The 26,482-nt window shown below is 39.2% G+C and carries 28 protein-coding genes; 14 read left to right on the forward strand and 14 right to left on the reverse strand.

Annotated elements, in window-relative coordinates; all coding sequences use genetic code 11:
* The first annotated feature begins 308 nt into the window (after positions 1–308).
* The 3 genes from OB69_RS10780 (at position 309) to OB69_RS10790 (ending at position 3,876) form a co-directional block, all read left to right on the forward strand.
* Positions 309–848 (forward strand): hypothetical protein, encoded by a 540-nt coding sequence (locus tag OB69_RS10780; RefSeq protein WP_053223732.1) that lies wholly within the window; start codon positions 309–311, stop codon positions 846–848.
* A 63-nt stretch (positions 849–911) separates the two neighbouring features.
* Positions 912–3,320: a hypothetical protein gene (locus OB69_RS10785; protein ID WP_157608550.1), complete on the forward strand. Its 2,409-nt coding sequence runs from the start codon at positions 912–914 to the stop codon at positions 3,318–3,320.
* Positions 3,321–3,378: 58 nt separating this feature from the next.
* Positions 3,379–3,876: a hypothetical protein gene (locus tag OB69_RS10790; RefSeq protein WP_053223734.1), complete on the forward strand. Its 498-nt coding sequence runs from the start codon at positions 3,379–3,381 to the stop codon at positions 3,874–3,876.
* 108 nt (positions 3,877–3,984) lie between these two features.
* On the opposite strand, the gene OB69_RS10795 is transcribed toward OB69_RS10790, so the two are convergent.
* The 6 genes from OB69_RS10795 to OB69_RS10820 form a co-directional block, all read right to left on the reverse strand.
* Entirely contained in the window at positions 3,985–4,608 is a 624-nt protein-coding gene (locus OB69_RS10795) for a hypothetical protein (protein ID WP_053223735.1), read from the reverse strand.
* Positions 4,609–4,941: 333 nt separating this feature from the next.
* Positions 4,942–5,760 carry a hypothetical protein gene (locus OB69_RS10800; RefSeq protein ID WP_053223736.1) on the reverse strand — a complete coding sequence of 273 codons (819 nt, stop codon included), beginning with the start codon at positions 5,758–5,760 and terminating at the stop codon, positions 4,942–4,944.
* Between the two features lie 291 nt (positions 5,761–6,051).
* Positions 6,052–6,732, reverse strand: a complete 681-nt coding sequence (locus OB69_RS10805; RefSeq protein WP_053223737.1) for a LytR/AlgR family response regulator transcription factor — start codon at positions 6,730–6,732, stop codon at positions 6,052–6,054.
* Positions 6,729–7,748: a sensor histidine kinase gene (locus OB69_RS10810; protein WP_053223738.1), complete on the reverse strand. Its 1,020-nt coding sequence runs from the start codon at positions 7,746–7,748 to the stop codon at positions 6,729–6,731. Before OB69_RS10810 ends, OB69_RS10805 begins: the two co-directional genes overlap by 4 nt.
* Entirely contained in the window at positions 7,745–8,617 is an 873-nt protein-coding gene (locus OB69_RS10815) for a hypothetical protein (protein WP_053223739.1), read from the reverse strand. The genes OB69_RS10810 and OB69_RS10815 overlap by 4 nt, the downstream gene beginning before the upstream one ends.
* A gap of 107 nt (positions 8,618–8,724) precedes the next feature.
* Positions 8,725–9,222, reverse strand: a complete 498-nt coding sequence (locus tag OB69_RS10820) for a D-glycero-alpha-D-manno-heptose-1,7-bisphosphate 7-phosphatase (RefSeq protein WP_185096899.1) — start codon at positions 9,220–9,222, stop codon at positions 8,725–8,727.
* A gap of 167 nt (positions 9,223–9,389) precedes the next feature.
* On the opposite strand from OB69_RS10820, the gene OB69_RS10825 reads away from it, so the two are divergent.
* Complete coding sequence (locus OB69_RS10825) at positions 9,390–10,172, forward strand: polyprenol monophosphomannose synthase (protein WP_053223741.1); 783 nt, start codon at positions 9,390–9,392, stop codon at positions 10,170–10,172.
* 18 nt (positions 10,173–10,190) lie between these two features.
* On the opposite strand, the gene OB69_RS10830 is transcribed toward OB69_RS10825, so the two are convergent.
* Complete coding sequence (locus OB69_RS10830) at positions 10,191–11,405, reverse strand: ABC transporter permease (protein ID WP_053223742.1); 1,215 nt, start codon at positions 11,403–11,405, stop codon at positions 10,191–10,193.
* A gap of 51 nt (positions 11,406–11,456) precedes the next feature.
* Here OB69_RS10830 and OB69_RS10835 point away from each other — a divergent pair, with 51 nt between their 5' ends.
* From OB69_RS10835 to OB69_RS10855, 5 genes are all read left to right on the forward strand, one after another.
* The gene (locus OB69_RS10835) at positions 11,457–12,623 is read left to right on the forward strand and encodes an exo-beta-N-acetylmuramidase NamZ family protein (protein WP_053223743.1); all 1,167 of its coding nucleotides are present in this window, start codon (positions 11,457–11,459) and stop codon (positions 12,621–12,623) included.
* Positions 12,620–13,435, forward strand: a complete 816-nt coding sequence (locus tag OB69_RS10840) for a hypothetical protein (protein WP_053223744.1) — start codon at positions 12,620–12,622, stop codon at positions 13,433–13,435. The genes OB69_RS10835 and OB69_RS10840 overlap by 4 nt, the downstream gene beginning before the upstream one ends.
* Positions 13,432–14,349 (forward strand): methionyl-tRNA formyltransferase, encoded by a 918-nt coding sequence (fmt, locus tag OB69_RS10845; RefSeq protein ID WP_245620802.1) that lies wholly within the window; start codon positions 13,432–13,434, stop codon positions 14,347–14,349. Before OB69_RS10840 ends, fmt begins: the two co-directional genes overlap by 4 nt.
* Entirely contained in the window at positions 14,346–14,849 is a 504-nt protein-coding gene (locus tag OB69_RS10850; protein WP_185096900.1) for a dihydrofolate reductase, read from the forward strand. The genes fmt and OB69_RS10850 overlap by 4 nt, the downstream gene beginning before the upstream one ends.
* A gap of 72 nt (positions 14,850–14,921) precedes the next feature.
* Positions 14,922–15,710 carry an SDR family oxidoreductase gene (locus OB69_RS10855; protein ID WP_053223745.1) on the forward strand — a complete coding sequence of 263 codons (789 nt, stop codon included), beginning with the start codon at positions 14,922–14,924 and terminating at the stop codon, positions 15,708–15,710.
* Positions 15,711–15,940: 230 nt separating this feature from the next.
* On the opposite strand, the gene OB69_RS10860 is transcribed toward OB69_RS10855, so the two are convergent.
* Positions 15,941–16,285 carry a YciI family protein gene (locus tag OB69_RS10860; protein ID WP_053223746.1) on the reverse strand — a complete coding sequence of 115 codons (345 nt, stop codon included), beginning with the start codon at positions 16,283–16,285 and terminating at the stop codon, positions 15,941–15,943.
* Positions 16,286–16,378: 93 nt separating this feature from the next.
* Positions 16,379–17,851 (reverse strand): aminotransferase-like domain-containing protein, encoded by a 1,473-nt coding sequence (locus OB69_RS10865; RefSeq protein ID WP_053223747.1) that lies wholly within the window; start codon positions 17,849–17,851, stop codon positions 16,379–16,381.
* An 82-nt stretch (positions 17,852–17,933) separates the two neighbouring features.
* Between OB69_RS10865 and OB69_RS10870 the strand changes: the two genes are divergently transcribed.
* The 3 genes from OB69_RS10870 (at position 17,934) to OB69_RS10880 (ending at position 20,664) form a co-directional block, all read left to right on the forward strand.
* Positions 17,934–18,605: a pyridoxamine 5'-phosphate oxidase family protein gene (locus OB69_RS10870; protein ID WP_053223748.1), complete on the forward strand. Its 672-nt coding sequence runs from the start codon at positions 17,934–17,936 to the stop codon at positions 18,603–18,605.
* A 164-nt stretch (positions 18,606–18,769) separates the two neighbouring features.
* Positions 18,770–19,108 carry a GNAT family N-acetyltransferase gene (locus tag OB69_RS10875; RefSeq protein ID WP_053223749.1) on the forward strand — a complete coding sequence of 113 codons (339 nt, stop codon included), beginning with the start codon at positions 18,770–18,772 and terminating at the stop codon, positions 19,106–19,108.
* A 137-nt stretch (positions 19,109–19,245) separates the two neighbouring features.
* Entirely contained in the window at positions 19,246–20,664 is a 1,419-nt protein-coding gene (locus OB69_RS10880) for an amidohydrolase family protein (protein ID WP_053223750.1), read from the forward strand.
* Between the two features lie 10 nt (positions 20,665–20,674).
* Here the strand turns inward: OB69_RS10880 and OB69_RS10885 are convergent, their stop codons facing one another.
* The 4 genes from OB69_RS10885 to OB69_RS10900 form a co-directional block, all read right to left on the reverse strand.
* Positions 20,675–21,286: a hypothetical protein gene (locus OB69_RS10885; protein WP_053223751.1), complete on the reverse strand. Its 612-nt coding sequence runs from the start codon at positions 21,284–21,286 to the stop codon at positions 20,675–20,677.
* Positions 21,287–22,090, reverse strand: a complete 804-nt coding sequence (locus OB69_RS10890; RefSeq protein ID WP_053223752.1) for an SUMF1/EgtB/PvdO family nonheme iron enzyme — start codon at positions 22,088–22,090, stop codon at positions 21,287–21,289.
* Positions 22,091–22,175: 85 nt separating this feature from the next.
* Positions 22,176–22,565, reverse strand: a complete 390-nt coding sequence (locus OB69_RS10895) for a VOC family protein (RefSeq protein WP_053223753.1) — start codon at positions 22,563–22,565, stop codon at positions 22,176–22,178.
* A gap of 139 nt (positions 22,566–22,704) precedes the next feature.
* Positions 22,705–23,238 (reverse strand): YfiT family bacillithiol transferase, encoded by a 534-nt coding sequence (locus OB69_RS10900; RefSeq protein WP_053223754.1) that lies wholly within the window; start codon positions 23,236–23,238, stop codon positions 22,705–22,707.
* A 90-nt stretch (positions 23,239–23,328) separates the two neighbouring features.
* On the opposite strand from OB69_RS10900, the gene arsC reads away from it, so the two are divergent.
* Entirely contained in the window at positions 23,329–23,670 is a 342-nt protein-coding gene (arsC, locus tag OB69_RS10905) for an arsenate reductase (glutaredoxin) (protein WP_053223755.1), read from the forward strand.
* An 87-nt stretch (positions 23,671–23,757) separates the two neighbouring features.
* On the opposite strand, the gene OB69_RS10910 is transcribed toward arsC, so the two are convergent.
* Positions 23,758–25,143, reverse strand: coding sequence for a type III PLP-dependent enzyme domain-containing protein (locus OB69_RS10910; protein WP_053223756.1), 1,386 nt, complete (start codon positions 25,141–25,143; stop codon positions 23,758–23,760).
* A 361-nt stretch (positions 25,144–25,504) separates the two neighbouring features.
* Between OB69_RS10910 and OB69_RS10915 the strand changes: the two genes are divergently transcribed.
* Positions 25,505–26,479, forward strand: coding sequence for a deoxyhypusine synthase family protein (locus tag OB69_RS10915; protein ID WP_053223855.1), 975 nt, complete (start codon positions 25,505–25,507; stop codon positions 26,477–26,479).
* Positions 26,480–26,482 lie beyond the last annotated feature (3 nt).

Below are 26,482 nucleotides of genomic sequence, written 5' to 3' on the forward strand. Positions count from 1 at the left end.
AGTCTATGGCATAGAGTCGATAGACATAGTCAACTAACCGTCACTTTGAACTCGTCCACGGTATGACAGTTTAAAGTGACTTTGTTTATTCAATTTCTCAATTTTATCTCTCTTTTTGTAGCTACCTTGTGGATGTTGAAACGCTGGGATATAAGTAGCGTGATTGCACAAACCATCCCAGAAGTTTCGGACCCCGTGAAGGAAGGAGTCTCCTTTTGAGTTTAGACTGTTTCCACTGAAGAATTTTTTGATGGAGTTGATGGGTGAAGGATTAAAAAATTATATAGATGTCAGTAAAACACTAACTCATGGCCATTCGCTTAGTTCTATTTTTTACAATAACTCTTTCGAGCCTCAGTTTACATTCCCAAATCATAGATAACGATTATAGTAAGATTGGAGAGATCCAAAGTGACCCACACGTTCGGGATAAATTGCCTTTTCAATTTTTCGTTAATGTTGACAGAGATATTGTCCTGATCGGCTATGGTATTAAGCCTACAAAATTTGTGGCGTACAGGTTAAGCGATTGGTCGGTAGTTAGTTCCTTCGACACAAAAGGTTATGTGTCTGAAGCAAAGAGTTATTTTGATGAAGAAAATAACGATATCTTTTATGTGAAAAAGAGCAGAGGTAAGTCGGTTTTCAGAGTTGATTTTAGAACGGGATATGTTGAGAAAATGAAATGCAAGGAGACACCTAAAGGATGTGATTTCTATAATTCAAAAGACAAGGATTATGTCTCATTATGGGATCAGAACTATAGTGATTTCTATTTTTTCTATAAGAGCTATCTGATTTTTAACAATAGGAAAAGCATTAGTCTTTACAAACGCATTAATCCTTAATACGTGTTTTTTATCAAAATGGAGTCTAAATGGTTTAGTAGGGTTTTATCTAAAGTATCAATATTGAAAAAGCTCATCAGTCTTTTATTTTTTATTGTTGGGCTTCAAATATCTCTCAAAGGAGATTTGGTTGCGCAAACCCCGTCTAATGAACAGTCCATTTATCTTCAACTCAATAAATCGGTTTTTGAATTGGGAGAAGACCTGTGGTTTAGCGCTACTGTTTTAAACGCGCAGAGTTTACTTCCTTCCAGGCAGGATTCTTCCTTGTTTGTAGAGTTAAGGAGTAAGGCTGAAAATCAAGTTGTTTTTAAAGAGATTTTCGAAATCAGCAATGGCTTTGCAGAGGGGCATATTTTTTTAGCCGACACATTAAAACAGGGCGAGTATAGTCTTTTTGCCTTTACTCGAAATTCCTTTTCCGATGAGGTAAAAAAGGCCAAAAGCATTCTGCTTAAATCAAGAATTACCCCTTCAATATTAGTAGATGTAAACTTCGATAATGCCTTAATGACCAAGGAAAATTCGTTGTCGCCAAAAGTTAAAGTGGTGAGAAGGTCTGGTGAGTTGGTAAAGAACGCTAAAATTAATGCTGAAATATGGAACGAGAATAAACGTGTAGCTAGAGTCAAAACTACCACCGATAGTCTAGGGATTGCGATACCCATATTTAGCAAATTAAAAACATTCGAAAATTTAGTGTTGAAGATTGACGTGGATTCCGATTTGGGTGAAGAGCAATTTGAACTTCCAGTTACCCTGCCAACAAATACCCAACGTATCCAATTCAATTTGATGCCAGAAGGAGGAAACCTTGTACAAGGAGTTTCTTCTCAAATTGCTTTTAAGGCGGTTCAGCAAAACGGAACACCCATTAATATTGACTCTGCTGTTGTTATAGATGAAAAAGGAGCGTTGGTTACCTCCTTTAAATCGCGCCATAACGGAATGGGCAGCTTTTACTTTTTACCGCTTCCATCCAAGCAATATTCGGTTTCTATTATTGCCCCTAAAATCGATTCGATTTTTAACTTCCCTCAAATATATGAGGCTGGGTTTGTTTTAAATGTGTCCAAACAAACCGAAAATGAAGTTCTTTTTGCTGTTAAAAAAAGTGAAGGTTTTGAAGGAGATTCATTGACCTTTAGGATAGAACAACGTGGCCAGTTATTTTATGAGTCCAGAATCATTATGTCGGGTGATGGCGCCCTAGTGAAAATACCAACACAATCGTTGCCTAGGGGTATTCTTAAAGCTAACCTGTCGAATAGTGCTGGGCAAATATTGTCGGAGCGTTTGGTTTTCGTAAATAACCAAAACAGTCTGAATATCACTTACAAGCTCAATAAGGCCAATTATACCACAAAGGAAAGGGTTGATCTCAAACTAAAGGTGACGGATAATCAGGGTGCCCCAGTTCAGACTGTGCTTGGTCTGTCGGTTGTGGATGAAATTTTCAAATCTGTTTTTGATGAAGATAATATTGTTTCCTTTTTCTATTTGTCGAATGAAATTAGGGGGCAAGTGCATAACCCCAAGAGCTATTTTTCTGGTGATTTAAAAAGAGATAGAGATAATTTAGATTTGCTTATGCTTACCCAAGGCTGGCGTTCTTACCGTTGGCCTCGAATTCTATCAGAAAATTTAACCGATTCAGACTTAAAAGTTACGGTAAAGATTAATCCTAATTCGGTATCGAAAAAGGTGCTTAAGGCCCTTGACCAACAAAAAATACAGGTGGTATCTATGTTTGGAGCTTCAATTTTAAGCACAGATAAGAGCGGAGAACTGTTAATATCAGACAGTATGTTGTATTGGTCAAAAGGCGGTAAAATGTTTTTTAAAACCGATCAGCTTGAAGGGGCTCTTTTAAATTTTCATACACCTTTTGATGCTACGGTTAAATGGAGTTGGGATATGCTTGACCAGCAAAAGAGAATATTTGCTTCAACCAAAAACTGGAATGTTCTTCCTCAAATAGAAAATGATGTAAAAAGGCTTGACGACTTTGTGGTTGAAGCAACTCAAGATCAATATGGAGTTGCTGGTGGCCATGCAAGGAATATAATTGAAGGTAAGAATACCGACTATGTTTGCACATTTGACATTCTTAACTGCCGTAACCATTCGTTTGGCAGAAAACCTAGGGACGGTGAACGGCTCTATATAAATGGAGTTCTAAAAACCTACAGAGCGCCTAAAGAAGCAAACTCTACTACTTACTTTAATGGTTATTATGGGATTCCTGAAGTGTATGAACCAGATTACGATAAAGTACCAGAAGATAGAGTTTTTACCGATTTTCGAAATTCATTGATTTGGAGACCAAGTATTCTCACCAATGAAAATGGTGAGGCAACGGTCTTATTTTTTACTTCAGATATCCGATCCATTTTTAATGTTCATATTGACGCTTATGGTGATAATGGGCAAATGGGAGCGCTCAAGTTTGATATTAAAGTGTTGAAGTAAGAAATACATTTATGTCTACGGTTATGTATTTGGCAGGTGAATGTTTATTTTTCTAGCTATGTCAAGCCTTCATATCAGACCACGGTTTAAAGAGACTGTAACCGGAACCGCCAAAGAATACATTAGTACTATCAAAGAAGCCATGGATCAGAATCAAGAATTCATAGGGCTTGTTTCCGAACAATATTGTGTGATTAAAATTTGCCTTGAAGAAAGGCATTATTGGTCGCCAGAACTGACGCTTACTTTGGAAGAAATATCAGAGGGGAGTTTAGAGGTAAGAGGTCTGTATGGCCCGAAACCAAGTGTTTGGGCTGTGTTTTTTATGTCCTATGCTGCGCTTGGGGTACTTTCTTTGTTTGCTGGGGTATACGGGCTTTCTCAGATAATGCTTGAAAAGGAAGCTCCTATTTTATGGGTTATCCCAATATTGGCCGCTATTGCAATAGGCTTGTATTTAGTGGCTCAAGCCGGCCAAAAAGTAGGTGCCGAGCAAATGTTCAGAATCCATCATTTTTATGAGCAAGCTATAAAGCACAGGGTAAGTTTGGAATAAAGAAACTACTGTCACTTTGTAATAAGATCTCGCAACTGTCGCAGGTTCTCCGAACCTGTGACTTACTTTGGACTTTAAGACTCTGTCCGTTTAATATTAAAGAAGAGCCTAAATATACTGAACCTCAATAGGTGGTGTTCCTTCTACCATTTCATTGATTTTAGGTTGAATGAACCAAATACCAACAGGGTAAAACCAGATCATAAAAAACTCTCCCGCAAAATCACTGAAGCTAACTTCTCTTTGTAATTCAGCCGTTTTATAGGTTTTCGCTACAAAATATAGCGAGTAGAAAATGCCAAACATAGAAAGAAAATGGAGAGGGAGCATAATTGCAAGTAAACCAACGGGAAGAACGGAGTTAAAATCGGAGTTCAACTCAAAATCACTTAACCCAAATAGAGTCATAAAAACCAATACTGAAAAGATATAGACAATTGGAATGAAGAAAAATACTTTGAACTTATTAACCTTCATTTTTACAGTAGGAGGAATTTTTGACTGCAAACCGATGGCAATTGACCAAAACCAACCGAAGAGTATGGACATTACGAGAATTACAATAGCAGGAATGATGACGGTAAAACTTTTCAATGTAGTATCGTCCAAATCATTGGTTGTAGTAGCATAGCTAAATAGGAGGGCGAACATAATCATGTAACCTAAAATGGGAAGCCCGATGAGCATTGAGAATAATTGCCAGTGCTTTGCTTTGAGAAAAAGGTTAGTCATGCTTTAGAGGTTTAGTGTTTTATTAAAGCAATATAGTTAATGTTTTAATAAGAATAAGCATACTAAAGAAATGTGTGATTAAACAGCAACTCAACTGTCGCAGGTTCTCCGATTTATCTGCCTTTGGCAGAACCTGTGACTTATTATGGGTTTTAGGGCTCTGTGTCTTGTCCTGAAATAGGATTACACAAAAGGTAATGTTATAAAGAAGAGAATTCAAGTGCAGGAGCTTATGCTGGAGAAATGGGTTTAGTGAATGTAGATTTAGTTTAATCGGGACAGAGTCCCTTTTTAATAAGTCGTCACAGGTTCGGAGAACCTGCGACAGGTGAGTCAGTTTAGAAAATTGAGCCAGTTTAATATCTCATACTCACTCGCAACACTTGTTAAATATTTTACTTTAGATAATCGCCCCTTCTTGTACTTAAGCGTTGCGATATGTTCATTCAGCTCATTGTAGTACGGCCAGTTTCCTATCAAGGAATAATGATGGAAAGTGTCTTCGAAGTTATCATTTGAAGAAATAACATATTTACCTTTTGTTAGCACTCGGTTTTTGTCTTGATAAAAGGTGATGAAACCTTCATTTTTATTCTCGATTGAATGTTTGTCAGTGAAGACTTTGAATCCCTTTTCATTATATGTTGTGGTATAGTCCGTAAGCCTATTTGACAGAGAGTCTTTTACTATTTTAGTTTCAGAAGATAAATAATTGTCTTTGTATACTCTCGAAATATTCCAAAGGCTTTCATCTATTGTATTGGGAGGATAGTTTAATTCCCAAAGTGGTAGGTCACTCTGAATTTGAAATAGAACGGATTTTAAAATGAAACCTTCATTGTAAAGTATTTCAGAGTGTTTGTATAGTTCTGATTTTGTAAATGTTTGAGTCGAAATGGATTCATCGTCTATCGCTAGACATAGGCTTTCGTTCCATTCAATCCAAAGGCCATCTTTTACGCCCTTTTTGGAGAATTCAGCTTGCCTAAGAGTGTCAGTTCCACAATCATGTTTGCGTATTTGATAATATTTACCAGGTGGAAGGTGATCTTTGAATACCCAAATATCTGGGGAGAAATTGTCGAATTTCATTTCCTTTTTCAAGTACAAAGTATCATTTCCTTCAAAGGTAATTACCTGAGAATTTGCCATTGTACTTATAAAAAGGCACAGCAAGAGGATTGGTAAGAATTTGTGCATCATTTTAACCTAAAATAGCTAAAGTAATTAAGTAATGAAAAGAGACTTCTATGTGCTCAACGGAGAGGTGTTCAACTGTTCCTACTGTCGCAGGTTCTCCGAACCCGTGACTAACCATGGGCTTTAGGACTCTGTCCACATAACACTGTGTTACCCTACCCGCTAAGTTTCGTGGTGATTCAGGGTCTGTACGCTTTTAAGCCAAACCTATAAGGTTTTTAAAACCTTATAGGTTTCATTCCTTTAACCTTCCAGCTTCTTCAATACTTCTTCGCGGTAGGCTTGGCCAATGGGAATTTTGTGTTGCGGAAGCTGAATCTGATTTCCTTCTAAGTATTCGATTTTACTTTTGGCAATGATATAGGACTTATGCGTGCGCATAAATGCAGAAGAAGGTAATTCTTCCATAAGCTTTTTTAAGGTGGTAGTGACAATCAGCACTTTGTCTTGCAAATGCGCTTTTACATAATCGCCAAGGGCTTCGAAAAAGAGAATTTCTGAGAAATCAACTTTATACACTTTTCTATCGGCTTTGAGTAAGATGTACTTTTCGTCCGTGTCAATTTGGTTGATGCTTTTCTCTTTTACCTTATTCACCGCTTTTACAAAGCGCTCGAAAGAGAAGGGTTTTAGTAAATAATCGATAGCATCTAGTTCAAAACCTTCTACGGCAAACTCAGGGTAAGCCGTGGTAAATACCACCATCGGTTTCTGGTTCAGCGACTTGTAAAAGTTGATGCCTGATAATTTTGGCATGTTGACATCCAAAAAAATCAAATCAACGCTTGACTTGCCGAGCGCATTCATGGCTTCAAAAGCATCTTTACAGAGGGCCGTAATTTCCAAATCAGGATGATCTGTGCAATAGGTTTTCAGCACATCGCGTGAAAGCGGCTCATCGTCTACTATCAGGCATTTAATCATAGCTTAATTGTTAAATGGACAGAGAATTTGTCTTGCTCGTCTTCTACTTTAAATTCGTGCTTTTTCGGGTAAATCAAGGCCAACCGAGAAGATACGTTCTGCAAACCAATTCCACCATATTGTCCCGCTTCCATGTCATCAATTTCGCCTTTGTTGTTCACAATGCTAAAATCAATTTGATCATTGCTGCACTTTAAATGCATATGCACAAAAGCCGAATCTGAAACCCCTTTTACGCCATGTTTAAAGCTGTTTTCAATCAGTGGAAAGAACAAAAGTGGAGCAATCATTTTTCCATTGAGGTCACCTTCAATTTTGAAATTTACCTCGGTGCTGGCATCGGAACGCAAGCGCTGTAAGTCAAGGTAGCCCTGAATAATTTCTACTTCTTTTTCTAGACTTACACGTTTGTCGCCCACTTCGTAAATCATGTAGCGCAATAGATTGGAGAGTTCTAAAACCGAAGCCGCAGTTTTATCGCTTTTCACCAAAGCCATGGCATAAATACTGTTCAGGCTATTGAAGAGAAAATGAGGATTGACCTGCATTTTCAATGACTTCAATTCCAGTTCTACCTTTTCCTTTTCTACCTGTTGCAAAGTGTACCAAGATTTGGACAGTTTGAGCAAAGTGGTGAGTACGAGGTAAATGATAAAAATATTGATCAAAACCTGCCATTCCGTAAAGGAAACCATATAGAATTCCGTTGGTAGAACAGGCAAAAGAATTTCAAAAGTGAATTCGTGAACGAGGTAAGCCAAAGCAATGTCTACCGCTACGAAAAGTACATAAAGTAGATATTTACCCTTCTGAAGAAAACTTGGAATTAACAGGCGCAAATTCACATAGACCAAGAAGATCAATGGGATGTGAAATAGGATAGCGTAGAAGTAATCGATGAAAGCAAAAAGTGCAATGGCAATGGAGAAATAACTCCCAATTGCGTAAATGGACAGCATCCAGAAGGCTGAATGCTGTAACCATTTTAAGCGTATAAGTTTGTTCAGGAACTTCATTGGGCTACACGAGTGTAAGTTTCGGGATCATCGAAAACACTTTCGTCTTCTGAGTATTTGTCCAAAAATTTCTGAAGCTCTTTAGGCTGGGCGGTGATCAAAATGGTGCCGTCTACATTTTCGTATCGTAAACGAATCAAGTTACTTTTGAACAGTTTATTGAGCTTGTCTAAATCGAATTGGGTAAGCTTAAGCTGATCTCCGTCCAGGTCCATTTTCATAAAGGTATGCACTGGGAACCATACCCTCGACTCAAAAGCTGCATCACTATAATCGCTATCTGTAGCGGCCAAGTCCATAAAAATGTCATCGCCAATTTTCACCAAATGCAGCTCATATTTAATGGGTTCGCCATCATCAACCACTGTCATTAAATAAGACTTCCCACCAATGGTATAGCTTTTTGGTTTGTTTGGTTTACCCAAGTCGTTAAGCCTATTTCCAAATTCACTTAGGTTTTCACCAAACTTCCTAAAGTTATCTTTCATTTCTTTACTTGAGATGAGAGAGTCGAACTGCTTTTCATAATAAGCTTGAATTTTTGCTTGATCTCTTACTGTATCACCTTCGATAATGGCATAATCACCTTCATCAATGGTTACCGAAAAAGTGGGTTTGCTGATTTTAACTTCATTTTCTTTCGCAGTTTTGTTTTCAGACTCTGTAACAGTAACGGTTCCTTCCACCGAAACCCCATCAGAAATTAGAATGTAATCTTCTTCATCGCTTCCGCTTTGCCATTTACCCACGATTTCAGGCAAATACACGAGTGTGTCGTCCGTGTAAATAGGAAACAATGAATAAACGCAAGAGCTTAGAAAGAAGCACAGCAGTAGGAGCGTGGCAAATATTTTGGTTTTCTTTTTCATGTGTTAGATATTTTGAGTTTTTGATTGATTCAAAATTGGTATCTGAACCTAACCCAGCCAAAAAATATCGGTGAACGCCTTATTTCTCTGGATGAAACCTGAAAAATTTATCCTTCACCAAGAATAGCATCTACAACTTCCGTAAAAGTATGGGCTACCACTTCGGCCAACTCACTTTTTCCCACCATAGCCATTAACTGTATTCTTCTGATGCCCAGCTTCTTTGCAGGAATCAAATCACGCTCCTTATCGCCCACCATCCACGATTGGGCGGGATCCACATTGAATTTGGCTATTCCTTTCTCTAGCATAAGCGAGTCTGGCTTGCGCATTAAAGATTTACTTACGCTATCTACCAAAGGCGCATAATAAAATTGATCAATTAAATTTCCGCAAGCTTCTTGAAGTAAATCATGACAGTCGTCTACCAATTTATCATCATAGTATTTTCTAGCAATTCCGCTTTGGTTGGTGACTACAACTAGTTTATAACCAGCTTCTTTTAGTCTTTTCAAACCATTCGGAACGTCTTCAGGAATTATAAATTCTTCAATTTTTAGAATGTGTCGGCCTAACTCTTTGTTTAACACACCGTCCCTATCCATGAAAACACATTTGCTCATTTTATTCACTTGCTTTTCTTTTGTGATTAACATTTAATTAACTTCCCCGTTTTAAACTTTACGGGGCTCAACTCCCAGACCGATAAAACTAATGAATTTAACTGCTTTGAAGGAATTATTCTTTCAGTGTAGATTTTTTGAACCATGTAATGAAAGATAGCCTAGTCATTATTCCAACTTATAATGAAAAAGAGAATGTCGCGGAAATTGTTCGTGCTGTTCTTTCTCAACCTTCTGGATTTGAGTTACTTATTGTGGATGATAATTCGCCAGATGGCACGGCCGATATCGTAAAAAACTTAATGTTGGAATATCCTGATCGCTTACATTTAGAAGAGCGGGCAGGGAAACTGGGTTTAGGCACCGCATATATTCATGGTTTTCGTTGGGCTTTGGCCCGTCATTATGAATATATTTTTGAGATGGATGCCGATTTTTCACATCCCCCCGAAGATTTAAACAACTTATATCACGCTTGTAAAACCGATGGAAACGATGTGGCCATTGGATCGCGATACGTAACAGGAGTGAATGTGGTAAACTGGCCTATGAGCCGTGTAATGCTTTCGTTTTTCGCCAGCTACTACGTGCGCATGGTAACGGGAATGCCTTTTAGAGACACTACTGCAGGTTTTAAATGCTACAGACGTTCGGTACTCGAAACCATAGATTTAGATAAAGTCCGCTTTATGGGCTATGCCTTTCAAATCGAAATGAAATTCTTGGCTTGGAAATTCGGCTTCAATATTACGGAAGTGCCGATCATTTTTACTGACCGCACCAAAGGTAAATCTAAAATGAGTGGCGGAATTGTGAAAGAAGCAGTGTTGGGCGTTATGCAAATTAAAATCGGGAGCTTTTTCAGAACTTATAGAAGAGAAGCTGAAGCGGATTTGGAACAGTCGTTCAATTACGCAGAAAAGGAAGCCTAAACTTCTTAAAGGAGCAATTCAATCAAACCTAATGGCCGTTACTGGTTTTATTCTGGCAATAATGGTCGTAGGAATAATCAGCACAAAGGATACTAAGATCAACGTTAGCAAATTGAGGCCAATGGTCACCGACCAATCCCATTCAATGGGCACATATTCCATATAGTAGTTGGCGGCATCTAGGGGAATTATATGGAAGAAATCTTGAAGTAAAGCAAAGCCAATGGCTATCGCATTCCCCACCAATAAACCTTTGAGTACTAATCTAATACCATTGTAGGAAAATATTCTTCTGATCAGGCTATTCGAAGCCCCCAATGCCTTGAAGGTTCCAATCATTTGGGTACGCTCCATAATGAGGATAAACAATACCGAAACCATATTAAATGAGGCGACTAATAGAATGAGCCAGATGAAAATACTCACGTTTTTACTGAGCAGATTAAGCCAGTCGAAAATCTGAACGAATTTTTCGTCTACTCTTTCTGTATAATGCTCTACACTTAATTCGCCAATAATGGCATCATCCGCAGCAGCAATATCATCTATGTTTTTGAGGTAAACTTCATAGCCTCCCACCTCATCATTCTTCCAGCCATTTAAACTTCGAACTACATTGATATCACCAATCATCATTTGGTCGTCAAACGTATCGAGGCCAGTGCTGTAAATTCCTTTTACCGTTACTCTGCGGGTTTTGGGCGGATCCATAATAAAGTAATTGATCACCTTGTCGCCAATTTTTAAACCCAAGTTTTTGGCCATTTTAGAGCTGATCATCACATCGGTGGAAGTGCTATCGTTAAAACTGATGAATTCGCCTTCCACCATGTATTTATCAAACAATGTTTCGTTAAAGCTCGGTGCTACCCCCTTAAAAAGCACCCCGTATACTTCACCATCTTTCGAGATCAGTCCAGGTTTATGGGCATATTCCTGTACATGAACAACATATGGGTCTGTTGCCACTGCCTTCAAACGGTTGGAATCCACAACAATGGGTTCTTCCTCATAGGAATTGTTAAGGGAGAATTTTTTGATTTGAATGTGGCCAGAAAAGCTAAAAATCTTGTCTTTGATATTTTCTTGAAAGCCCCCAAGCACAAAAAAAGCAATCATCATAATAGCCAAACCCAGTGCAACACTGGCAATGGCAATCTTATGGATTACGGCAGAGAAGCTGTTATCGCCCGGGTTGCTGATTCTTTTTGCTATGAAATAAGGGAGGTTCAAGAATATGGTTAATTTTGATGCTACCGTTAAATTTCAAAGATAACGAACCGAATGAATAGACTGCTATTTGCCCTTTTTATTTTAATCACATGTTTTGGCTGTCAATCGCAAACCGAGCAAAAGGAAGCCCTTCAAGTAGGAGCCGAAAGAATGCAGGAATACTTACCCTTGCTGGAAGGAAAAAGAGTGGCTTTGGTGGTCAATCAAACTTCTATGGTGGGTCAAACGCATTTGGTCGACACGCTCAGCAGCTTAGGTGTCGATATAAAAAAGGTAATGGCACCTGAGCATGGCTTTAGGGGCGAAGCGCCAGATGGTGAAAAAATTAATGATTCTAAAGACGAAAAAACAGGCATTCCAATCGTTTCGATTTACGGTAGCAATAAAAAACCAACGCCAGAAATGTTGGAAGATGTGGACGTTCTCATTTTCGATATTCAAGATGTGGGGGTTCGTTTTTACACCTTTATCAGTACCATGCATTATATTATGGAGGCCGCAGCTGAAAACAACAAGCAAGTTATTGTGCTCGACAGGCCCAACCCGAACGGCATGTACATTGACGGCCCTGTAAAAGAGGATAGTGTCAATTCTTTTGTTGGAATGCATCCAATTCCGGTGGTTCATGGCCTCACGGTGGGCGAACTGGCGCAAATGATTAATGGAGAAGGATGGTTAGAAAATGGCGTAAAAGCTGATTTAACCGTCATAAAAATGAAAGGCTGGGACCATAATGCTACTTATTCTTTGCCTGTAAAACCTTCGCCCAATTTACCGACCGACAATGCAATTGCGCTTTATCCTTCCTTCGGTTTTTTTGAGGGCACGGTAGTGAGCGTAGGCCGAGGAACCGATTTTCCTTTCGAAGTGATTGGCCACCCTGACTTTAGTTTGGGTTCTTACACTTTCACTCCGCAACCCAATGAAGGCTCTAAATATCCACCACTGGAAGGCAAAGAATGCTTCGGTCAAAGCTTTTCTGGAGTAGATCAACCGCATGAGCTTACGCTGCGCTATTTGATTACTTATTACAAAGCCTTAAAAGACAAAACGGAATTCTTTAAAGATTACCTTACCCTTTTGGCTGGAACTGCCGAACTGCAAAAGCAGATCGAGGCCGGAATGACCGAGGAAGAAATTAAAGCGACTTGGCAAGGAGATTTGAACGCTTACAAGGCCAAGCGGAAGCAATATTTGTTGTATAGAGATTTTGAATGAACGAACAGAAACTTGTAAATAAGGCTATTACACGGGGTCAGTTAGTTATTAATCTACCTGTAATAATTATTCTGATCACAACCATTGGCGTCTTCCTTTCTTTCCAAAGAAAACTTGGGTATTCAGAATATTTCACCCTCTTAGGCCTGCTTTCTGGTTTTATATTAAGTTGGCTTTACTGGAGTTTATCGGTAGCAAGATGGAAGGTTTGGGCCTATTCCAATGTAAATGACCTTGAACTACTTAAAAATGAAGCTGTAAAGGCTAACATAATATGGCCAGAAAGTAATTTCTTTAATCGTACGATTATTTATAGTAGAAGTCAAAGGAATCAGCTGATAGAACTAGAAAACAAGAACTACAGAATACCGTTTCTCAAAATTGATAAAACAGACCTACCCAAGACAACAGTTCTAAAATACCCTATAGTAAATACTGTTTTCAACCTTGTTTTGCCTGTTTTCATGGTTTCGGTAGGGGTGTATCTGATTCTGTCAGGCAGAAATATAATTGGGGGAATAATTGTTTTATTTAGTTTACTGAGGCTAGTAAAGGCTCTAAAAAATCTGGTTAATAAAAATGAAATAATTATTACTCTGCATGAAAAGGGGATTACCATCGGTAAGGATAGGTTTGGTTGGAACGAAATTATTGAAATTGAAGCTACATTTGGAGTAGCGGGCAGGGAAGATCAAGTGTTGAAAATAAAGACCTTAAACAATGTTTTTAACCTTAGTATAGGAGATTATAACCTCCCGGCTGATGAGATAAATGAGCGAATTTACATTTATAGAAATATGGGTCGAATATGAAAGACTTAAGAATTATATATATGGGCACGCCTGAGTTTGCGGTGCCTAGCTTACAAATTTTGGTAGAAAATGGCGTCAATGTGGTGGCCGTTGTGACTGCACCTGACCGTCCGAAAGGCAGGGGGCAAAAATTAACCACTACGCCCGTGAAGGATTATGCCGTTTCGCAGGATATTCCTGTGTTGCAGCCTACCAATTTAAAGTCGCCAGAGTTTTTAGAAGAGCTAAAAAGCTACAATGCCAACCTGCAAATTGTGGTGGCTTTTAGAATGCTGCCCGTAGCCGTTTGGGACATGCCCGAAATTGGTACTTTCAACCTACATGGTTCTTTATTGCCGCAATACCGAGGGGCTGCTCCTATCAATTGGGCGATTATTAATGGTGAAAAGGAGACAGGCGTAACCACCTTCTTCCTAAAACATGAGATTGATACTGGGAATGTTATTTTCCAAGAAAAAGAACCCATTGGCGAAGAAGACAATGTAGGCGATGTATATGAAAGGCTAATGCACCGTGGCGCCAAATTGGTGCTCAAAACGGTTCGTGCCATTGAAGCAGGTGATTATCCGCAACTGCCACAAGACGAGTCGGTGGAGATTAAACATGCGCCAAAAATATTTAAAGAAACCTGCGAGATCGACTGGAAGAAATCGAGCGAAGAAGTCTATAATTTCATTCGAGGTTTATCGCCTTATCCCGCAGCTTGGACAACTATTAATGATAAGAATTTCAAAATCTTCGCTACCAAAAAAATAGACTCAGGTAAAAAAACTGAACCAGGCGAATACAAAACAGACAATAAAACTTTCCTTCATATTCAAACCGGAACGGGCGCTTTGGCCATTACCGAATTGCAAATGGAAGGAAAAAAACGAATGGATATTGAATCGTTTTTAAGAGGGACACAATTATGATAAGGACCATTGTAGTAGCGATTTCAGAGAATTACGCCATCGGCAAAGACAACGATTTGCTTTGGCGACTGCCCGATGATTTCAAATTCTTCAAGACAGTGACCTCAGGAAATCATATTCTGATGGGGCGAAAGACTTATGAGTCGCTTGGCAAGCCCTTGCCTAACCGTACTTCGGTGGTGATTACGCGAAATAAAGATTTTGAAATGCCCGAAGGCCATGTAGTAACGCACAGCTTAGAAGAGGCTTTGGTCTATTGCGAAAAACAGGGGTTGAGCGAATGCATGATTATTGGCGGTGGAAAAATTTATACCGAAGCCATTGAAAAGGGATTGGTAGATAGAATGTTGATTACCGAAGTACAAGCCTCTTTTGATGATGCCGAAGTCTTCTTCCCTAAATTCGATAAAAGTGAATGGAAGGAAGAAAGAAGGGAGTATCATGGTACAGATGAAAAGCACAAATATGCTTTCGACTTTGTAACTTATGTTCGAAAGTGATGTCTTTTTTGCCAACCTTTCCAAAAGTTCGAACTTTTGGAAAGTTAAGCCATGAGTCAAATTCCATAATAAATGTCTTTAGCTAACAAAACTATTTGGATCACAGGCGCTTCTTCAGGAATTGGAGAAGCTTTGGCCATGCAGCTTTCTTCGCAAGGTGCACAACTGATTCTTTCTGCCCGTAGACAGACCGAATTAGAAAGGGTAAAGTCTAATTGCTCCAATCAAGACAACATCAAAATCCTTACCCTTGATTTAGCCGAAGCCGATAGCTTGGCCACCAAGACCAACCAAGCCATTGCACTTTTCGGTCAGGTGGATATTCTAATTAATAATGGCGGCATCAGTCAGCGCTCTTTGGTGAAGGATACTAAACTTGAAGTAGATCGAAATTTGATGGAAGTCAACTACTTTGGGAATATTGCTTTGGCCAAAAACCTGCTTCCGCATATGCTCAAAAAGGGGAGTGGCCATTTTGTAGTGGTGACGAGTTTGACTGGAATTTTCGGAACGCCTTATCGTTCTGGCTATGCAGCCACAAAACATGCGCTTCACGGCTTTTACGATAGTCTTCGTGCCGAATTGGAAGATGACGGAATCAAAGTAACGATAGCCGCACCGGGTTTCGTAAAAACCAATGTGTCGGTGAATGCGCTGGTAGGCGATGGCTCAAAAGCCAATGTGATGGACGATGCCCAAGCCAAAGGGATTTCCGCTGAAGATTGTGCTAAAGCCATCATCAAGGCGATCAAAAAAGAAAAGCGTGAAATTTATATTGGCAGAGAATCTTATGGAGCTTATGCCAAACGATTCGTTCCGGGCTTGTTTGCTAGAATGATTAAAAAGGCGAAAGTGAGGTAGTTTTTCAAAAACCTGGGGTCGATTAATAAAACAACCAAAAACAATTATAGCCGAGCTTTTGCGTAGAAAAACCCTCCAAAAGTTCTTATTCACAGTTCAGATGAACTCATTTGCTCTGAATGAGAATATAACACCAACTTTTGGAGGGTTCTTGCTGTATTTTAAAGTCCCCGAGTTTATGTTAAAAAAGAAGTCGCCCTGAATGTTCAAAAGCGACTTCTCTTGAAACTTTACATATCAGCAATTTCTCTTACTTCGATATGCCCATCTTTGGCTTTTAAGATTGGGCAACCTTTCGATATTTCTACGGCTTGGTTCATGTCGGTAGCGTTTACCATCAAGTAACCACCAACAATTTCGGCACCTTCGGCAAAAGGCCCATCGGTAATTAGCTGTCCTCCTTTTGATACTTGCATACCTTCCGCTTTCAATGGTAATCCATCAATCAATTGACCTTTTTCGGCCAAACCTTGCATCCATTCACCCCATTTGGCCATTTCAGCTTGAACTTCTTCTGGAGACATTTCGGCCATTCTTGCATCGCCACCTCTAAACAGGTATAAAAACTTTTTCATTGTGTTAAAAAATTATGGTTTAAAATCGAGTTCTCTTTTTGAGATTCACCCTATTGACGAAAGCCATGTTGAGCAGGAGACAATTTCTAGAAATTAATTTTCATTTTCTTTTTTCATTGCTGATTTAAGAATGAGAACGGCCTTTGTTTGTTCTTCAAAATTTAAAGAAGCAAAGCCCAAACGGATACCATTATGGCCTGAATTATGGCTGTCGTAGTTTTTCCAGTCTGGAATTACCAATTCATTTTCCAAGCAAGTTTTAGCAATTGCTTCCCAGATCAAACCCTCTCTAAGTGTAACCCAAAAGGCCATTCCGCCTTCGGGAACCTGAAAACTGATGAATTCTGAAAGATGATCTGTGAGCAATTGATGGAAATGATCTCTCCGTTCGTGATAAAGTTTGAGTGCTTTTCTACTGTGCCGCTGAAGGTCACCTTGCTCAATCATTTGAGCCAAAGCCCTTTCTAATATGGTATCTCCTTGGCGGTCAATCGTTCTTCTTAAATGCGCTGCTGCTGAAATAAAGTCAGCTGGCCCTACCATGTAGCCCACTCGAATGGCTGGCGCAATAATCTTACAAACCGCTCCCATATAAATCACATGATTTCCTTCATCAGCACTGGCTAAAGGCAAAAGCGGAGCCCGTTGATAATGGAAGTCGTAATCATAATCATCTTCCAAAATGGCAAAGCCATATTGATGTGCTAGCTCGATTAAATGTAGCCTTCTTTCGGGGCTAAGCGTTACCGTAGTGGGGTGGTGATGATGGGAAGTAACATACACCGATTTGATTTTATGCTTTTCGCAGAGCGCTTGAATGTCATTGGTATTCAAGCCGTTTTCATCCACACGTACGTGAAGCAGAGAAGCCCCAGCATCGGTTAAAGTCAAGTTTGCGGCAATGTAATTGGTTTCCCCCACAATACTGAAACCTCCTTTTTGGTGAATCAATTGCGAAGCCAAATACATTCCCATTTGGCTTCCTCTTGTGATCAAGATATTCTCTTTTTGGCAGGCAATCCCTCGGGTTTCTTGGAGGTAGTTGGCTAAAATTTCCCGAAGGGAATCATCTCCGAAAAATGAGCCATAACTCAAATACTTGGCATTGTAACTGCGCGAAATAATACTGCGGTAATGGCGTAAAATCTCCACTATGGGCGCAATCCGAACATCTGGAATTCCTTCATCAATCGTAAGCATGGAAGGCAGTTGTGCATAAGGGCGATGAAGATGCTTTCTGGCTTCAAAAGAAAAACCAGCCGCTGATTCTGGTCCCTGTTCAATACCCTTGCCTCGTGGTTTTACTTCAGGAAGTTTAGTGCTTACAAAAGTGCCCTTGGCTGGAATAGCGGTAATCCATCCTTGCCCCATCAATTCGTCATAGGCGGCAATCACGGTTTTTCTATGCAGACCAATTTGCATGGAAAGACTTCGAGTACCCGGTAGTTTTGCGCCACTTTGGATGACTCCCGATTTGATCATTTTAATAATGGCGTTGTGCAGCTGAAGATAGATGGGAGTTTCAGCGCTGCGATCTATATGGATTAAATTCTTAAATGAAACCATAGTGGACTACTTAATTGTATCGAAGTGGGTTGCTCTAATAGTCCGATCAATTTAGATATTCGTAGCATATAACAACAATATTATGTCTGAATTTTCTAAATCTACTTACAATAAAGTAACCAGAGGAAGCAAGAGAGCACACTACGATAAGGCTTTGGTCTACGAAATTCTCGATTCCCATTTTCTTTGTCACGTGCCCTACGTGCATGAAAACGCAGCCATTGTAATTCCAACGGCCTATGGTCGAAAAGGAGATCGACTTTTTATTCATGGTTCGATGAAGAACAGAATGATGCTTTCGCTTTTGGAGCAAGAGAAAGTGAGTTTGTCAGTCACTCATTTGGATGGGCTTGTGCTGGCACGTTCGGTATTTCATCATTCGGTGAATTATAGGTCGGTGGTGGTTTTTGGCTCGTCTGTATTGATTGAAGATCCTGCTGAGAAAATGGAAGCATTAGAAATCATCACTGAAAATATTATTGCTGGTCGCTGGGCAGAGGCTCGCGAGCCCAATGAAAAGGAATTGAACAGTACCCTGGTCATCGGCATTGACATCACAGAAGCTTCTGCTAAAGTGCGTGATGAAGGCGCGGTTGACGAAACTTTTGATCTTGACCTCGATGTTTGGGCAGGGGTGTTGGAAATTGAAACCCATCCAGGTAGAGTGGTTAAGAATGAAGACTGCAAAGCAGGTTTAGCTACTCCAGCTTCGGTACTAAATTTTAAGTTTCAGAATAAGGGGGTGAAGCGTTAAATTTCCTCCTCGCATTAGAAATTCACATGATAGAAATTGTTCCATACGAATCAAAATATCAGGCTGGTATTGACCTCATGATGCAAGAAATTGCAAACGAGTTTTCAGAGCCTATTATGAGTGGGTAAAAAAGCAATTCGGTTACTTTTCTGCATAAGTATTGGGTGGCTTTGTTCGATGGTAAGGTGATTGGGACAATTGCTTTGATTATCATTAAACATGAGTATGGAATTTTAAAGAAGATGATGCTCAAAAAGGAATTTCGAGGTGCAACTCACAACGTTGCAAAACAGTTACTCCAAACTACTATTGATGAATCCGAGAAAGATCAGCTTGAGTGGATCTATTTAGGCACGATGACTCAATTTAAAGCCGCTCAAAGATTCTACCAAAAACACGGATTTCAGCAAATTGATGAAAAGGAGCTCCCAGCTGACTTTTTGAGAAACCCAATCGATACACTGTTTTATGAGCTGAGTTTGAAGCTTGTTTCGAAGGCATAAGGAGAGGCAATCTGCTAGGTCACGAAAGCCCATTTCTATATACTCAATACTCCATACTCCAAAGTGCCATTCAAAAAATAGCCATTTCAGAGCTGCTTAATAATGAATAGGTTAGGGTATTATTCCGAAACCTGATTATGAAAAAGCTCTCTCTATTGCTCCTTACTGCCTTTCTCTTTTCTTGTTCTACTTCAGAAAAAACCAAGCTTGATATACTGATTGATCATGCCAATGTGGTGGGTGTAAAAACGGGTCAGTTGATGCCTGATCAGCAGATTGGGATTCGAAATGACACGATCATTTTTGTTCGCGAAGCTGGAAGCAATAATGACTACACCGCTGCCAAAACCATTGATGCTACGGGTAAATTCGTTATCCCTGGGCTTTGGGACATGCATGTGCATTTTAGAGGTGGGGAAGAATTGATTGAAGAGAATAAGAACTTGCTCCCTTTATTTATTGCTAATGGCGTTACGGGTGTTCGCGAAGCTGGTGGTGATATGACTTCTGAAATTTTTAAGTGGCGGGAAGAAATCAAGTCAGGTACACTTACTGGCCCAGTAATTTTTACTTCTGGACCAAAGCTAGATGGCCCCAGAGCTACTTGGGCGGGTTCTATTCCTGTAACAACCAAGGAGGAAGTAATTCAAGCGGTGGATTCTCTCGAAAACATGGGTGTTGACTTCATTAAAATTTATGACAGTACCATTTCTAAAGAAGCTTACATCTGGATAATTGAAGAAGCAAAGAGAAGGGGAATTACCACTTCGGGCCATATGCCTTTTACGGTAATGTTGGAAGATGCGGTAAATGCGGGCTTGGGTTCTGTGGAACATCTTTATTACATTCTCAAAGGCGCTTCGACCGAAGAAAAAGAAATCACTCAAGATGTAATTGATGGAAAAGCTGGCTTCTGGGGCTCTATGGATAAACTGATTGCTACATATGATGAGTCTCAAGCGCAAACTGTTTTTGAGATGCTCAAAACGAACAATACTTATGTGGTGCCTACCAAACATATTGGAAATACGCTTTCCTATTTAGATAGGGACAATCATGAAAATGACGAATATTTGAATTATGTAGGCGATGGAATTATCAAAACTTATCAGGGGAGAATTAGAAGTGCCATGCGAGCGAATGAAAAAGCCGTTGCAGAAAGACATGAGCTGAACAGTACTTTTGAAAAACTGATTCCTAAAATGCAGGCTGCCGGAGTTTCGCTTTTGGCGGGTTCCGATTCGGGGGCGTCTAACTCCTACGTCTACCAAGGCATTTCGCTTCACCAAGAATTAGCGGCTTTGGTGGCGGCTGGTTTAACCCCTGCCGAAGCACTTCGCACCGCGACTATCAATGGTTCTAAATTCATGAAAATGGAAAATTTCTATGGTTCGGTGGAGACTGGTAAATCTTCGGATTTACTCATTCTTAATGCCAATCCGTTGGAAGATATTACCAACACTCAAGCAATCAATACGCTAGTTTTAGGTAGAAAGGTTTTCTCTGAGCAAGATTTAAAAGGAATGTTGGAGCAGTTGAGGAAGACTAACAAATAAGTTTTAGACATTATTGGTTAAGCAAGGATGAACATAACTGCGCTTGTTCACTGAGTAGTGAAGAGTAAATGTGTTGACTTGGTTTTTCTTCTTTAGTAGAATCAAAAAGATAAATTGTTTGAATAGAAACAAGAGCAGCTGCATCTTGGCATTTTCCATACCTATAAACAGTTCCAGTTGACCCAATTTTATTACCTAATTCATTTATCACTTTGATTTTTAGGTCAATATCTTTGACTGAAGATGAGGTTTTAAGAATATATGTTGAATCTATTTTTAGCTTTTTCTTCAATTGAAAATGTGAATGTATTTCAGGAGCATTTGGTACATCCGTTAATATATAGATGTTAGTGGGTTCCCCTATAACATGAACTTCGATTGATCTAGAGCTATATAGAAAAAAGAGAAGGGTAAAGCTCAAGGCTAGAATACCGATTTTGTTTTTAGTACGGTTAGTCTTCCTCCTAAAAAGAAGAGCTAGTAAGGAATAGATTAATGCGTAGCCTAAAAACCTAAGAGAGCCACCCCATGTTGGTAAAAAAAGTAGAATTGAAAAGATGAAGAAAAACGAAGCCGTACCCGATAATAGGTTGCTGAATGCCCGTTTGACAAAACCCTTCATTTACTCAATAATTTCAAAAATACATCTGAAACCTAACCAAGCCTGAGGGGTGTTGTATTCCGATTTTTTATTGAAGTCGGCTCTGGTGCTTTTGTTGTTCCAACTTCCGCCCATGGCTATTCCTTTTTCAGAAGTCATTTCAGCTACATTGTCGTGTAAGCCGAATAAGCCTAGCTTTTGATCCATGTTGTAGAAAACATCGTGGACTTTATTGCTGCTGCTCAGTACATCATTTTTACTTGTTTTGAACTCCTTTTCATAAGCCGAGGCAATTTTATCCACTTGTTTAAGCATACCCTTTTCTTGGGTCATAAATCTCATTCTAGACCACTCGGCTGGAGTGGGTAATCTGAATTCAAACTTTTTAGGAAAATCCGCTCTGTCCCTTTCGTCCATACTGTCTAGCTCTTTCCGGAAAGCTTCCGTTCTCCAGGCTGCAAACTTTACCGCTTGGTCGTAGCTAACGCCCACCATTGGAGCCAAAGCAAAAGTGGTGGTTTCAAAGAATAATTCGGAAATTTCAGTAGCCGTTTTCCCCGGGTAAAGCTGCTCCCAAAGTTTCCAATCGGGTAAGCTAGAGGTGTATTCAGCCCCAGTGACACCATACTCCTTTTTCAGGTCTAACAGATAGATTTTGTACATCCGTCCAGATACTTCGGCCATATCCATGCACAGCTTGAAATTCATGGCCAAGGTGTTTGAAGCACATATGTACTGTCGGTCTTGATCACATTCTATGCAGTTGGGTTCAGGATTGGTATTCGAACCGAAGAAGATAAATACGAGTGGGAAAAGGGCTTTCATAGGTTGGTTTTGGAAAAAATAAACTTACGAAGAAATTTCTTTTTCGGATTGCTGCTTGATCCTCCAGTTTTGGTTATGGATAACACTAAGCCTCTTTTGGCTCAAAAAGTGCACAAACTGCGCCTGCAGGATCTTCAATAAAACAATAGCGCCCCATACTGCCAGCACTCTTGATATCCGTAACCAATTTTCCACCATTGGCCGTGCATTCCGACCTGCTATGGTCTAAATCTCGAACATTAATGTACATCATCCATTGAGAAGGAATGTCGCTATTGCCCCCACGTTTATGGCATACACCTGCTTTAGGTTCACCATTGGCAGTCATGTTGTAGTCATCATATTCACCCATCGAGACAGGCTCAGGTTTCCATTCCGTTACTTTGGCGTAAAAGTCTTTTACTTCTGTGGCGTTGGGTACAGTTAAATCAAACCAACCGATGGTTCCGTAAATTGATTTTTTGGTATCGCTCATTTTCTTTTTTTTGAGTTTGATGGTCGTACTAAAGTACCAAAATCTATTTCCAATTTATTAAGTAACTCTCAAAGAGTTTGTGTTTTAGTGTACAACAAGCTGATAATATATTAATAACTTTTGGAGAGTTTTTGTACCACTATTTCCAGCCCATTCTTTCTCTTAATGAAGTAATATGTGCCGTATGGTGGTCACCATGCCATGCATACATGGCCGCAACTGTTCTGAGTACATAAACCTTGTTTCCTTCTGGATGAATGTATTTTCGACTGAAATCTTCTTCCGACATGTTTTTTAGTAAATGAATCCAACGCTCATGTAAGTTTGTGAGTAGGTTTAAAGAAACCTCTAAAGGCACATGATTCTGATAGGATAGTTCCGCCCAAGCTTTCTCATCATAGGCTTTTATTCGAGGAGAATTTTCGGTTAAAGCCCAATGGAAACGGATATAAGCATTCATATGGCTATCTGCTATGTGGTGAATTACCCGCCTAACCGTCCAGCCCTCAGGTCGATAAGGCGTATTGAGTTGCTCTTCTGTAAAACCTTCAATCGTTTTTTTGAGTTTTTCAGGCGTGTCTTTTATTCGGTTAATGTATCCGTCAATATCAGAAAGCGTAATATTGGCAGGAGGATCAAATTTTCCGATTGGATAACGTAAGTCAGCGGTCATATTTCTATTTTTGAAGTGTTAGATCAAGCTGATTTTTGAATAAACAGCATACTTTAAAATTGCTCAATTAGAAATTTAAAACCTTTAATTATGTTGAAAATATATCATAATCCACGCTGCCAAAAAAGCAGGCAAACACTTCAGTTAATTGAAGAAAGTGGTGAAATGCTTACCATAGTAGAGTATTTAAAAGAAACACCCTCAGAAGATCAACTGCGTGAAATTCTAAAAAAACTAGGAATGAAGGCTGAAGAAATCGTTCGTAAATCAGAAGCGATTTATAAAGAGCAATTCAAGGGCAAAACGCTAAATGCAGATGAATGGATTGCAGCGATGGTGGAATATCCTAACCTTATAGAAAGGCCTATTGTGGTAAAAGGAGATAAAGCTGTTCTAGGTCGCCCACCAGAAAATGTAAAGAGTTTGTTTTAAACTAAATCGGGGACTAAGCTGCCAATGCATCCTAGTCCCCGATATTTTTTTTGATGAAGGCTAATTACTTCAACACCTCAACACCTTTTAGTATCCTAAAGTCTTCAACATACTTTCTTCCACTTGTTCTTCTGCAAATACACGACTTCTGATTTTTCCATTTTCATCATGGTCAATCAAAACGTGTTTAGGCGCAGGAATTAAACAATGCTGAATACCACCATAACCACCTAATGACTCTTGGTAAGCGCCAGTGTGGAAGAAACCAACATAGAGGTTTTCGTCTTCTTCAATTAGCGGCATAAACACTTCAGAAGTATGGGCTTCGGAGTTATAGTAATCCATACTGTCGCAAGTAAGCCCACCCATATTTACTTTATGGAAAGGATGATCCCATTTATTGATGGCCAGTAGAATATACTTTTGGCTTAAACCCCAAGCATCAGGTAAATGAGTAATGAATGAGCCATCAATCATATACCAAAGCTCTTTGTCATTTTGTAATTTCTGATCAAGAATAGAGTAGATAAACGCACCACTTTCGCCTACAGTAAAGCTTCCAAATTCAGTAATAATATTCGGAACAGGAACATTGCTCTTATTACAAATCCATTTGATATTTTCCACAATTTGATCTACCATATATTGGTAGTCATATTCGAATGTAAGCGAAGTTTTGATCGGGAAACCTCCGCCAATATCCACTGTATCTAGTGTTGGGCATATCTTTTTAAGCTCGCAATATTTATACATAAAACGGCTCAATTCGCTCCAGTAATAAGCGGTATCCTTAATTCCAGTATTAATAAAGAAGTGCAGCATTTTTAATGACGCTCGGCTTCCTTCAATATGTTCTTTGTAATAATTGGTAATGTCACCATAGCGAATTCCCAAACGCGATGTATAGAACTCGAAATTTGGCTCTTCATCGGCCGCTACACGAATAGCCACTTGAAAATCCTCATTGATCAAATCTTTATACACATCCAACTCATTCATGTTGTCTAATACAGGAATACAATTGGTAAATCCGTCATTGATTAATTCTGAAATATATTGGGTGTAAAGTGGTCTTTTAAAACCATTACACACAATTAGAATATCTTTGTCAATTTTGCCTTTGGCGTGTAAACTTCTCACAATTGGAATATCGAAAGCCGAAGAAGTTTCTATTTGACAACCATTTTTAATGGTTTCGTCCAACACAAAACTAAAGTGAGATGATTTGGTGCAATAGCAATAAGTATAGCTCCCTTGGTATTTGTGTTTCTTAATAGAAGTTTCAAACCACTTTTTAGCTTTCTGTATATTTTCCGAAATCTTGGGTAGATAAGTTAACCTTAATGGCGTTCCGTGTTCTTTAATAATGTCCTTCAATGGAACATCGTGAAATTCTAAGTATTTGCCATTCACCTTAAATTCTTCTGTAGGGAAATCAAAGGTCTGGTCAATAAGGTCAAAATAACTTTTCATCTACCACTTTTACATAATTCGAAAGGTGCAATATTAGAAATTTCTAAACTTTTAAAAGAAAGCTTGCCAATCAAATGTTAATTCATAAGTCAAAAAAAATATGCTCGGGCTTATTATAAGCTGAATGCTTTTAGGTGTTTGCTGGGGCTTTAAGCTTAATAAATTGATAATAAATTACTTGTAGGGCTATTTTGCTTTCCCCACTTCTTTTTCTGAGCTTGTATGAAAAAGATAGATTAGAGAGCTTTCAGAGAATGGTTTTTGAATATGAAATAGTCAGCGAATTTTAGCAAATTGCAGGCCGTTCAGTGATAAAATTTAATCTGAATAGAACTAGAACGTGTATAAAAATTAAATGAATATGTCTCAGAAACCGATATCCGATTTTATTGAAAAGCATTACCTACACTTTAACGCTGCCAGTTTGGTTGATGCCGCCAAAGGCTACAATGCTCACTTGGCTGAAGGCGGAAAAATGATGGTGACACTTGCTGGTGCTATGAGTACTGCAGAATTAGGAAAATCGTTTGCTGAAATGATTCGTCAAGACAAGGTAGCTATCATTTCATGTACGGGTGCTAACCTAGAAGAAGATATTATGAACCTTGTAGCACATTCGCATTACAAAAGGGTTCCGAATTACAGAGATTTAACCCCTCAAGACGAGTGGGATTTATTGGAGCAAGGATTGAATAGAGTGACAGACACCTGTATTCCAGAAGAGGAAGCCTTCAGACGTTTACAATCTAAAATTTTTAAACAATGGAAAGGTGCCGAAGAAGCAGGCGAAAGATTTTTACCGCATGAGTACATGTACAAAATGTTGCTTTCTGGTGACTTAGAGCAATACTATGAAATTGACCCAGCCAATAGCTGGATGCTAGCAGCAGCCCAAAAGAATATTCCAATCATTGTTCCGGGCTGGGAAGATTCTACCATGGGAAATATTTTTGCTTCCTATTGTATTAAAGGTGAGTTGAAGCCTTCCACCATGAAGTCGGGTATTGAGTACATGACATTCTTAGCTGATTGGTATGTGAAAAATTCAGAAGGAAAAGGAGTAGGCTTCTTCCAAATTGGTGGAGGTATTGCTGGTGATTTCCCTATCTGCGTAGTGCCAATGCTCTATCAAGATATGGAAATGGATAAAATTCCTTTCTGGAGTTACTTCTGCCAAATTTCAGATTCTACTACAAGTTATGGTTCTTATTCTGGTGCGGTTCCAAATGAGAAAATAACCTGGGGAAAACTGGATATGGATACACCAAAATACATTATTGAATCAGACGCTACAATTGTGGCACCATTGGTTTTTGCATACGTATTGGGTTGGTAATTA

Origin of the sequence: Roseivirga seohaensis subsp. aquiponti, assembly GCF_001267955.1 — a bacterium.
Taxonomy (GTDB): domain Bacteria; phylum Bacteroidota; class Bacteroidia; order Cytophagales; family Cyclobacteriaceae; genus Roseivirga; species Roseivirga seohaensis.

Excerpts from the sequence above, each read along its gene's own strand:
- OB69_RS10805 (WP_053223737.1), bottom strand. The coding sequence starts at position 6,732 with ATGATTAAATGCCTGATAGTAGACGATGAGCCGCTTTCACGCGATGTG.
- OB69_RS10900 (WP_053223754.1), bottom strand. The coding sequence starts at position 23,238 with ATGACCGCTGACTTACGTTATCCAATCGGAAAATTTGATCCTCCTGCC.
- OB69_RS10895 (WP_053223753.1), bottom strand. The coding sequence starts at position 22,565 with ATGAGCGATACCAAAAAATCAATTTACGGAACCATCGGTTGGTTTGAT.
- OB69_RS10890 (WP_053223752.1), bottom strand. The coding sequence starts at position 22,090 with ATGAAAGCCCTTTTCCCACTCGTATTTATCTTCTTCGGTTCGAATACC.
- OB69_RS10780 (WP_053223732.1), top strand. The coding sequence starts at position 309 with ATGGCCATTCGCTTAGTTCTATTTTTTACAATAACTCTTTCGAGCCTC.
- OB69_RS10790 (WP_053223734.1), top strand. The coding sequence starts at position 3,379 with ATGTCAAGCCTTCATATCAGACCACGGTTTAAAGAGACTGTAACCGGA.
- fmt (WP_245620802.1), top strand. The coding sequence starts at position 13,432 with ATGAAAGACTTAAGAATTATATATATGGGCACGCCTGAGTTTGCGGTG.
- OB69_RS10800 (WP_053223736.1), bottom strand. The coding sequence starts at position 5,760 with ATGGCAAATTCTCAGGTAATTACCTTTGAAGGAAATGATACTTTGTAC.
- OB69_RS10850 (WP_185096900.1), top strand. The coding sequence starts at position 14,346 with ATGATAAGGACCATTGTAGTAGCGATTTCAGAGAATTACGCCATCGGC.
- OB69_RS10840 (WP_053223744.1), top strand. The coding sequence starts at position 12,620 with ATGAACGAACAGAAACTTGTAAATAAGGCTATTACACGGGGTCAGTTA.
- OB69_RS10855 (WP_053223745.1), top strand. The coding sequence starts at position 14,922 with ATGTCTTTAGCTAACAAAACTATTTGGATCACAGGCGCTTCTTCAGGA.
- OB69_RS10915 (WP_053223855.1), top strand. The coding sequence starts at position 25,505 with ATGTCTCAGAAACCGATATCCGATTTTATTGAAAAGCATTACCTACAC.
- OB69_RS10885 (WP_053223751.1), bottom strand. The coding sequence starts at position 21,286 with ATGAAGGGTTTTGTCAAACGGGCATTCAGCAACCTATTATCGGGTACG.
- OB69_RS10865 (WP_053223747.1), bottom strand. The coding sequence starts at position 17,851 with ATGGTTTCATTTAAGAATTTAATCCATATAGATCGCAGCGCTGAAACT.
- OB69_RS10825 (WP_053223741.1), top strand. The coding sequence starts at position 9,390 with ATGAAAGATAGCCTAGTCATTATTCCAACTTATAATGAAAAAGAGAAT.
- OB69_RS10810 (WP_053223738.1), bottom strand. The coding sequence starts at position 7,748 with ATGAAGTTCCTGAACAAACTTATACGCTTAAAATGGTTACAGCATTCA.
- OB69_RS10910 (WP_053223756.1), bottom strand. The coding sequence starts at position 25,143 with ATGAAAAGTTATTTTGACCTTATTGACCAGACCTTTGATTTCCCTACA.
- OB69_RS10835 (WP_053223743.1), top strand. The coding sequence starts at position 11,457 with ATGAATAGACTGCTATTTGCCCTTTTTATTTTAATCACATGTTTTGGC.
- OB69_RS10815 (WP_053223739.1), bottom strand. The coding sequence starts at position 8,617 with ATGAAAAAGAAAACCAAAATATTTGCCACGCTCCTACTGCTGTGCTTC.
- OB69_RS10820 (WP_185096899.1), bottom strand. The coding sequence starts at position 9,222 with ATGGATAGGGACGGTGTGTTAAACAAAGAGTTAGGCCGACACATTCTA.
- OB69_RS10860 (WP_053223746.1), bottom strand. The coding sequence starts at position 16,285 with ATGAAAAAGTTTTTATACCTGTTTAGAGGTGGCGATGCAAGAATGGCC.
- OB69_RS10880 (WP_053223750.1), top strand. The coding sequence starts at position 19,246 with ATGAAAAAGCTCTCTCTATTGCTCCTTACTGCCTTTCTCTTTTCTTGT.
- arsC (WP_053223755.1), top strand. The coding sequence starts at position 23,329 with ATGTTGAAAATATATCATAATCCACGCTGCCAAAAAAGCAGGCAAACA.
- OB69_RS10795 (WP_053223735.1), bottom strand. The coding sequence starts at position 4,608 with ATGACTAACCTTTTTCTCAAAGCAAAGCACTGGCAATTATTCTCAATG.
- OB69_RS10870 (WP_053223748.1), top strand. The coding sequence starts at position 17,934 with ATGTCTGAATTTTCTAAATCTACTTACAATAAAGTAACCAGAGGAAGC.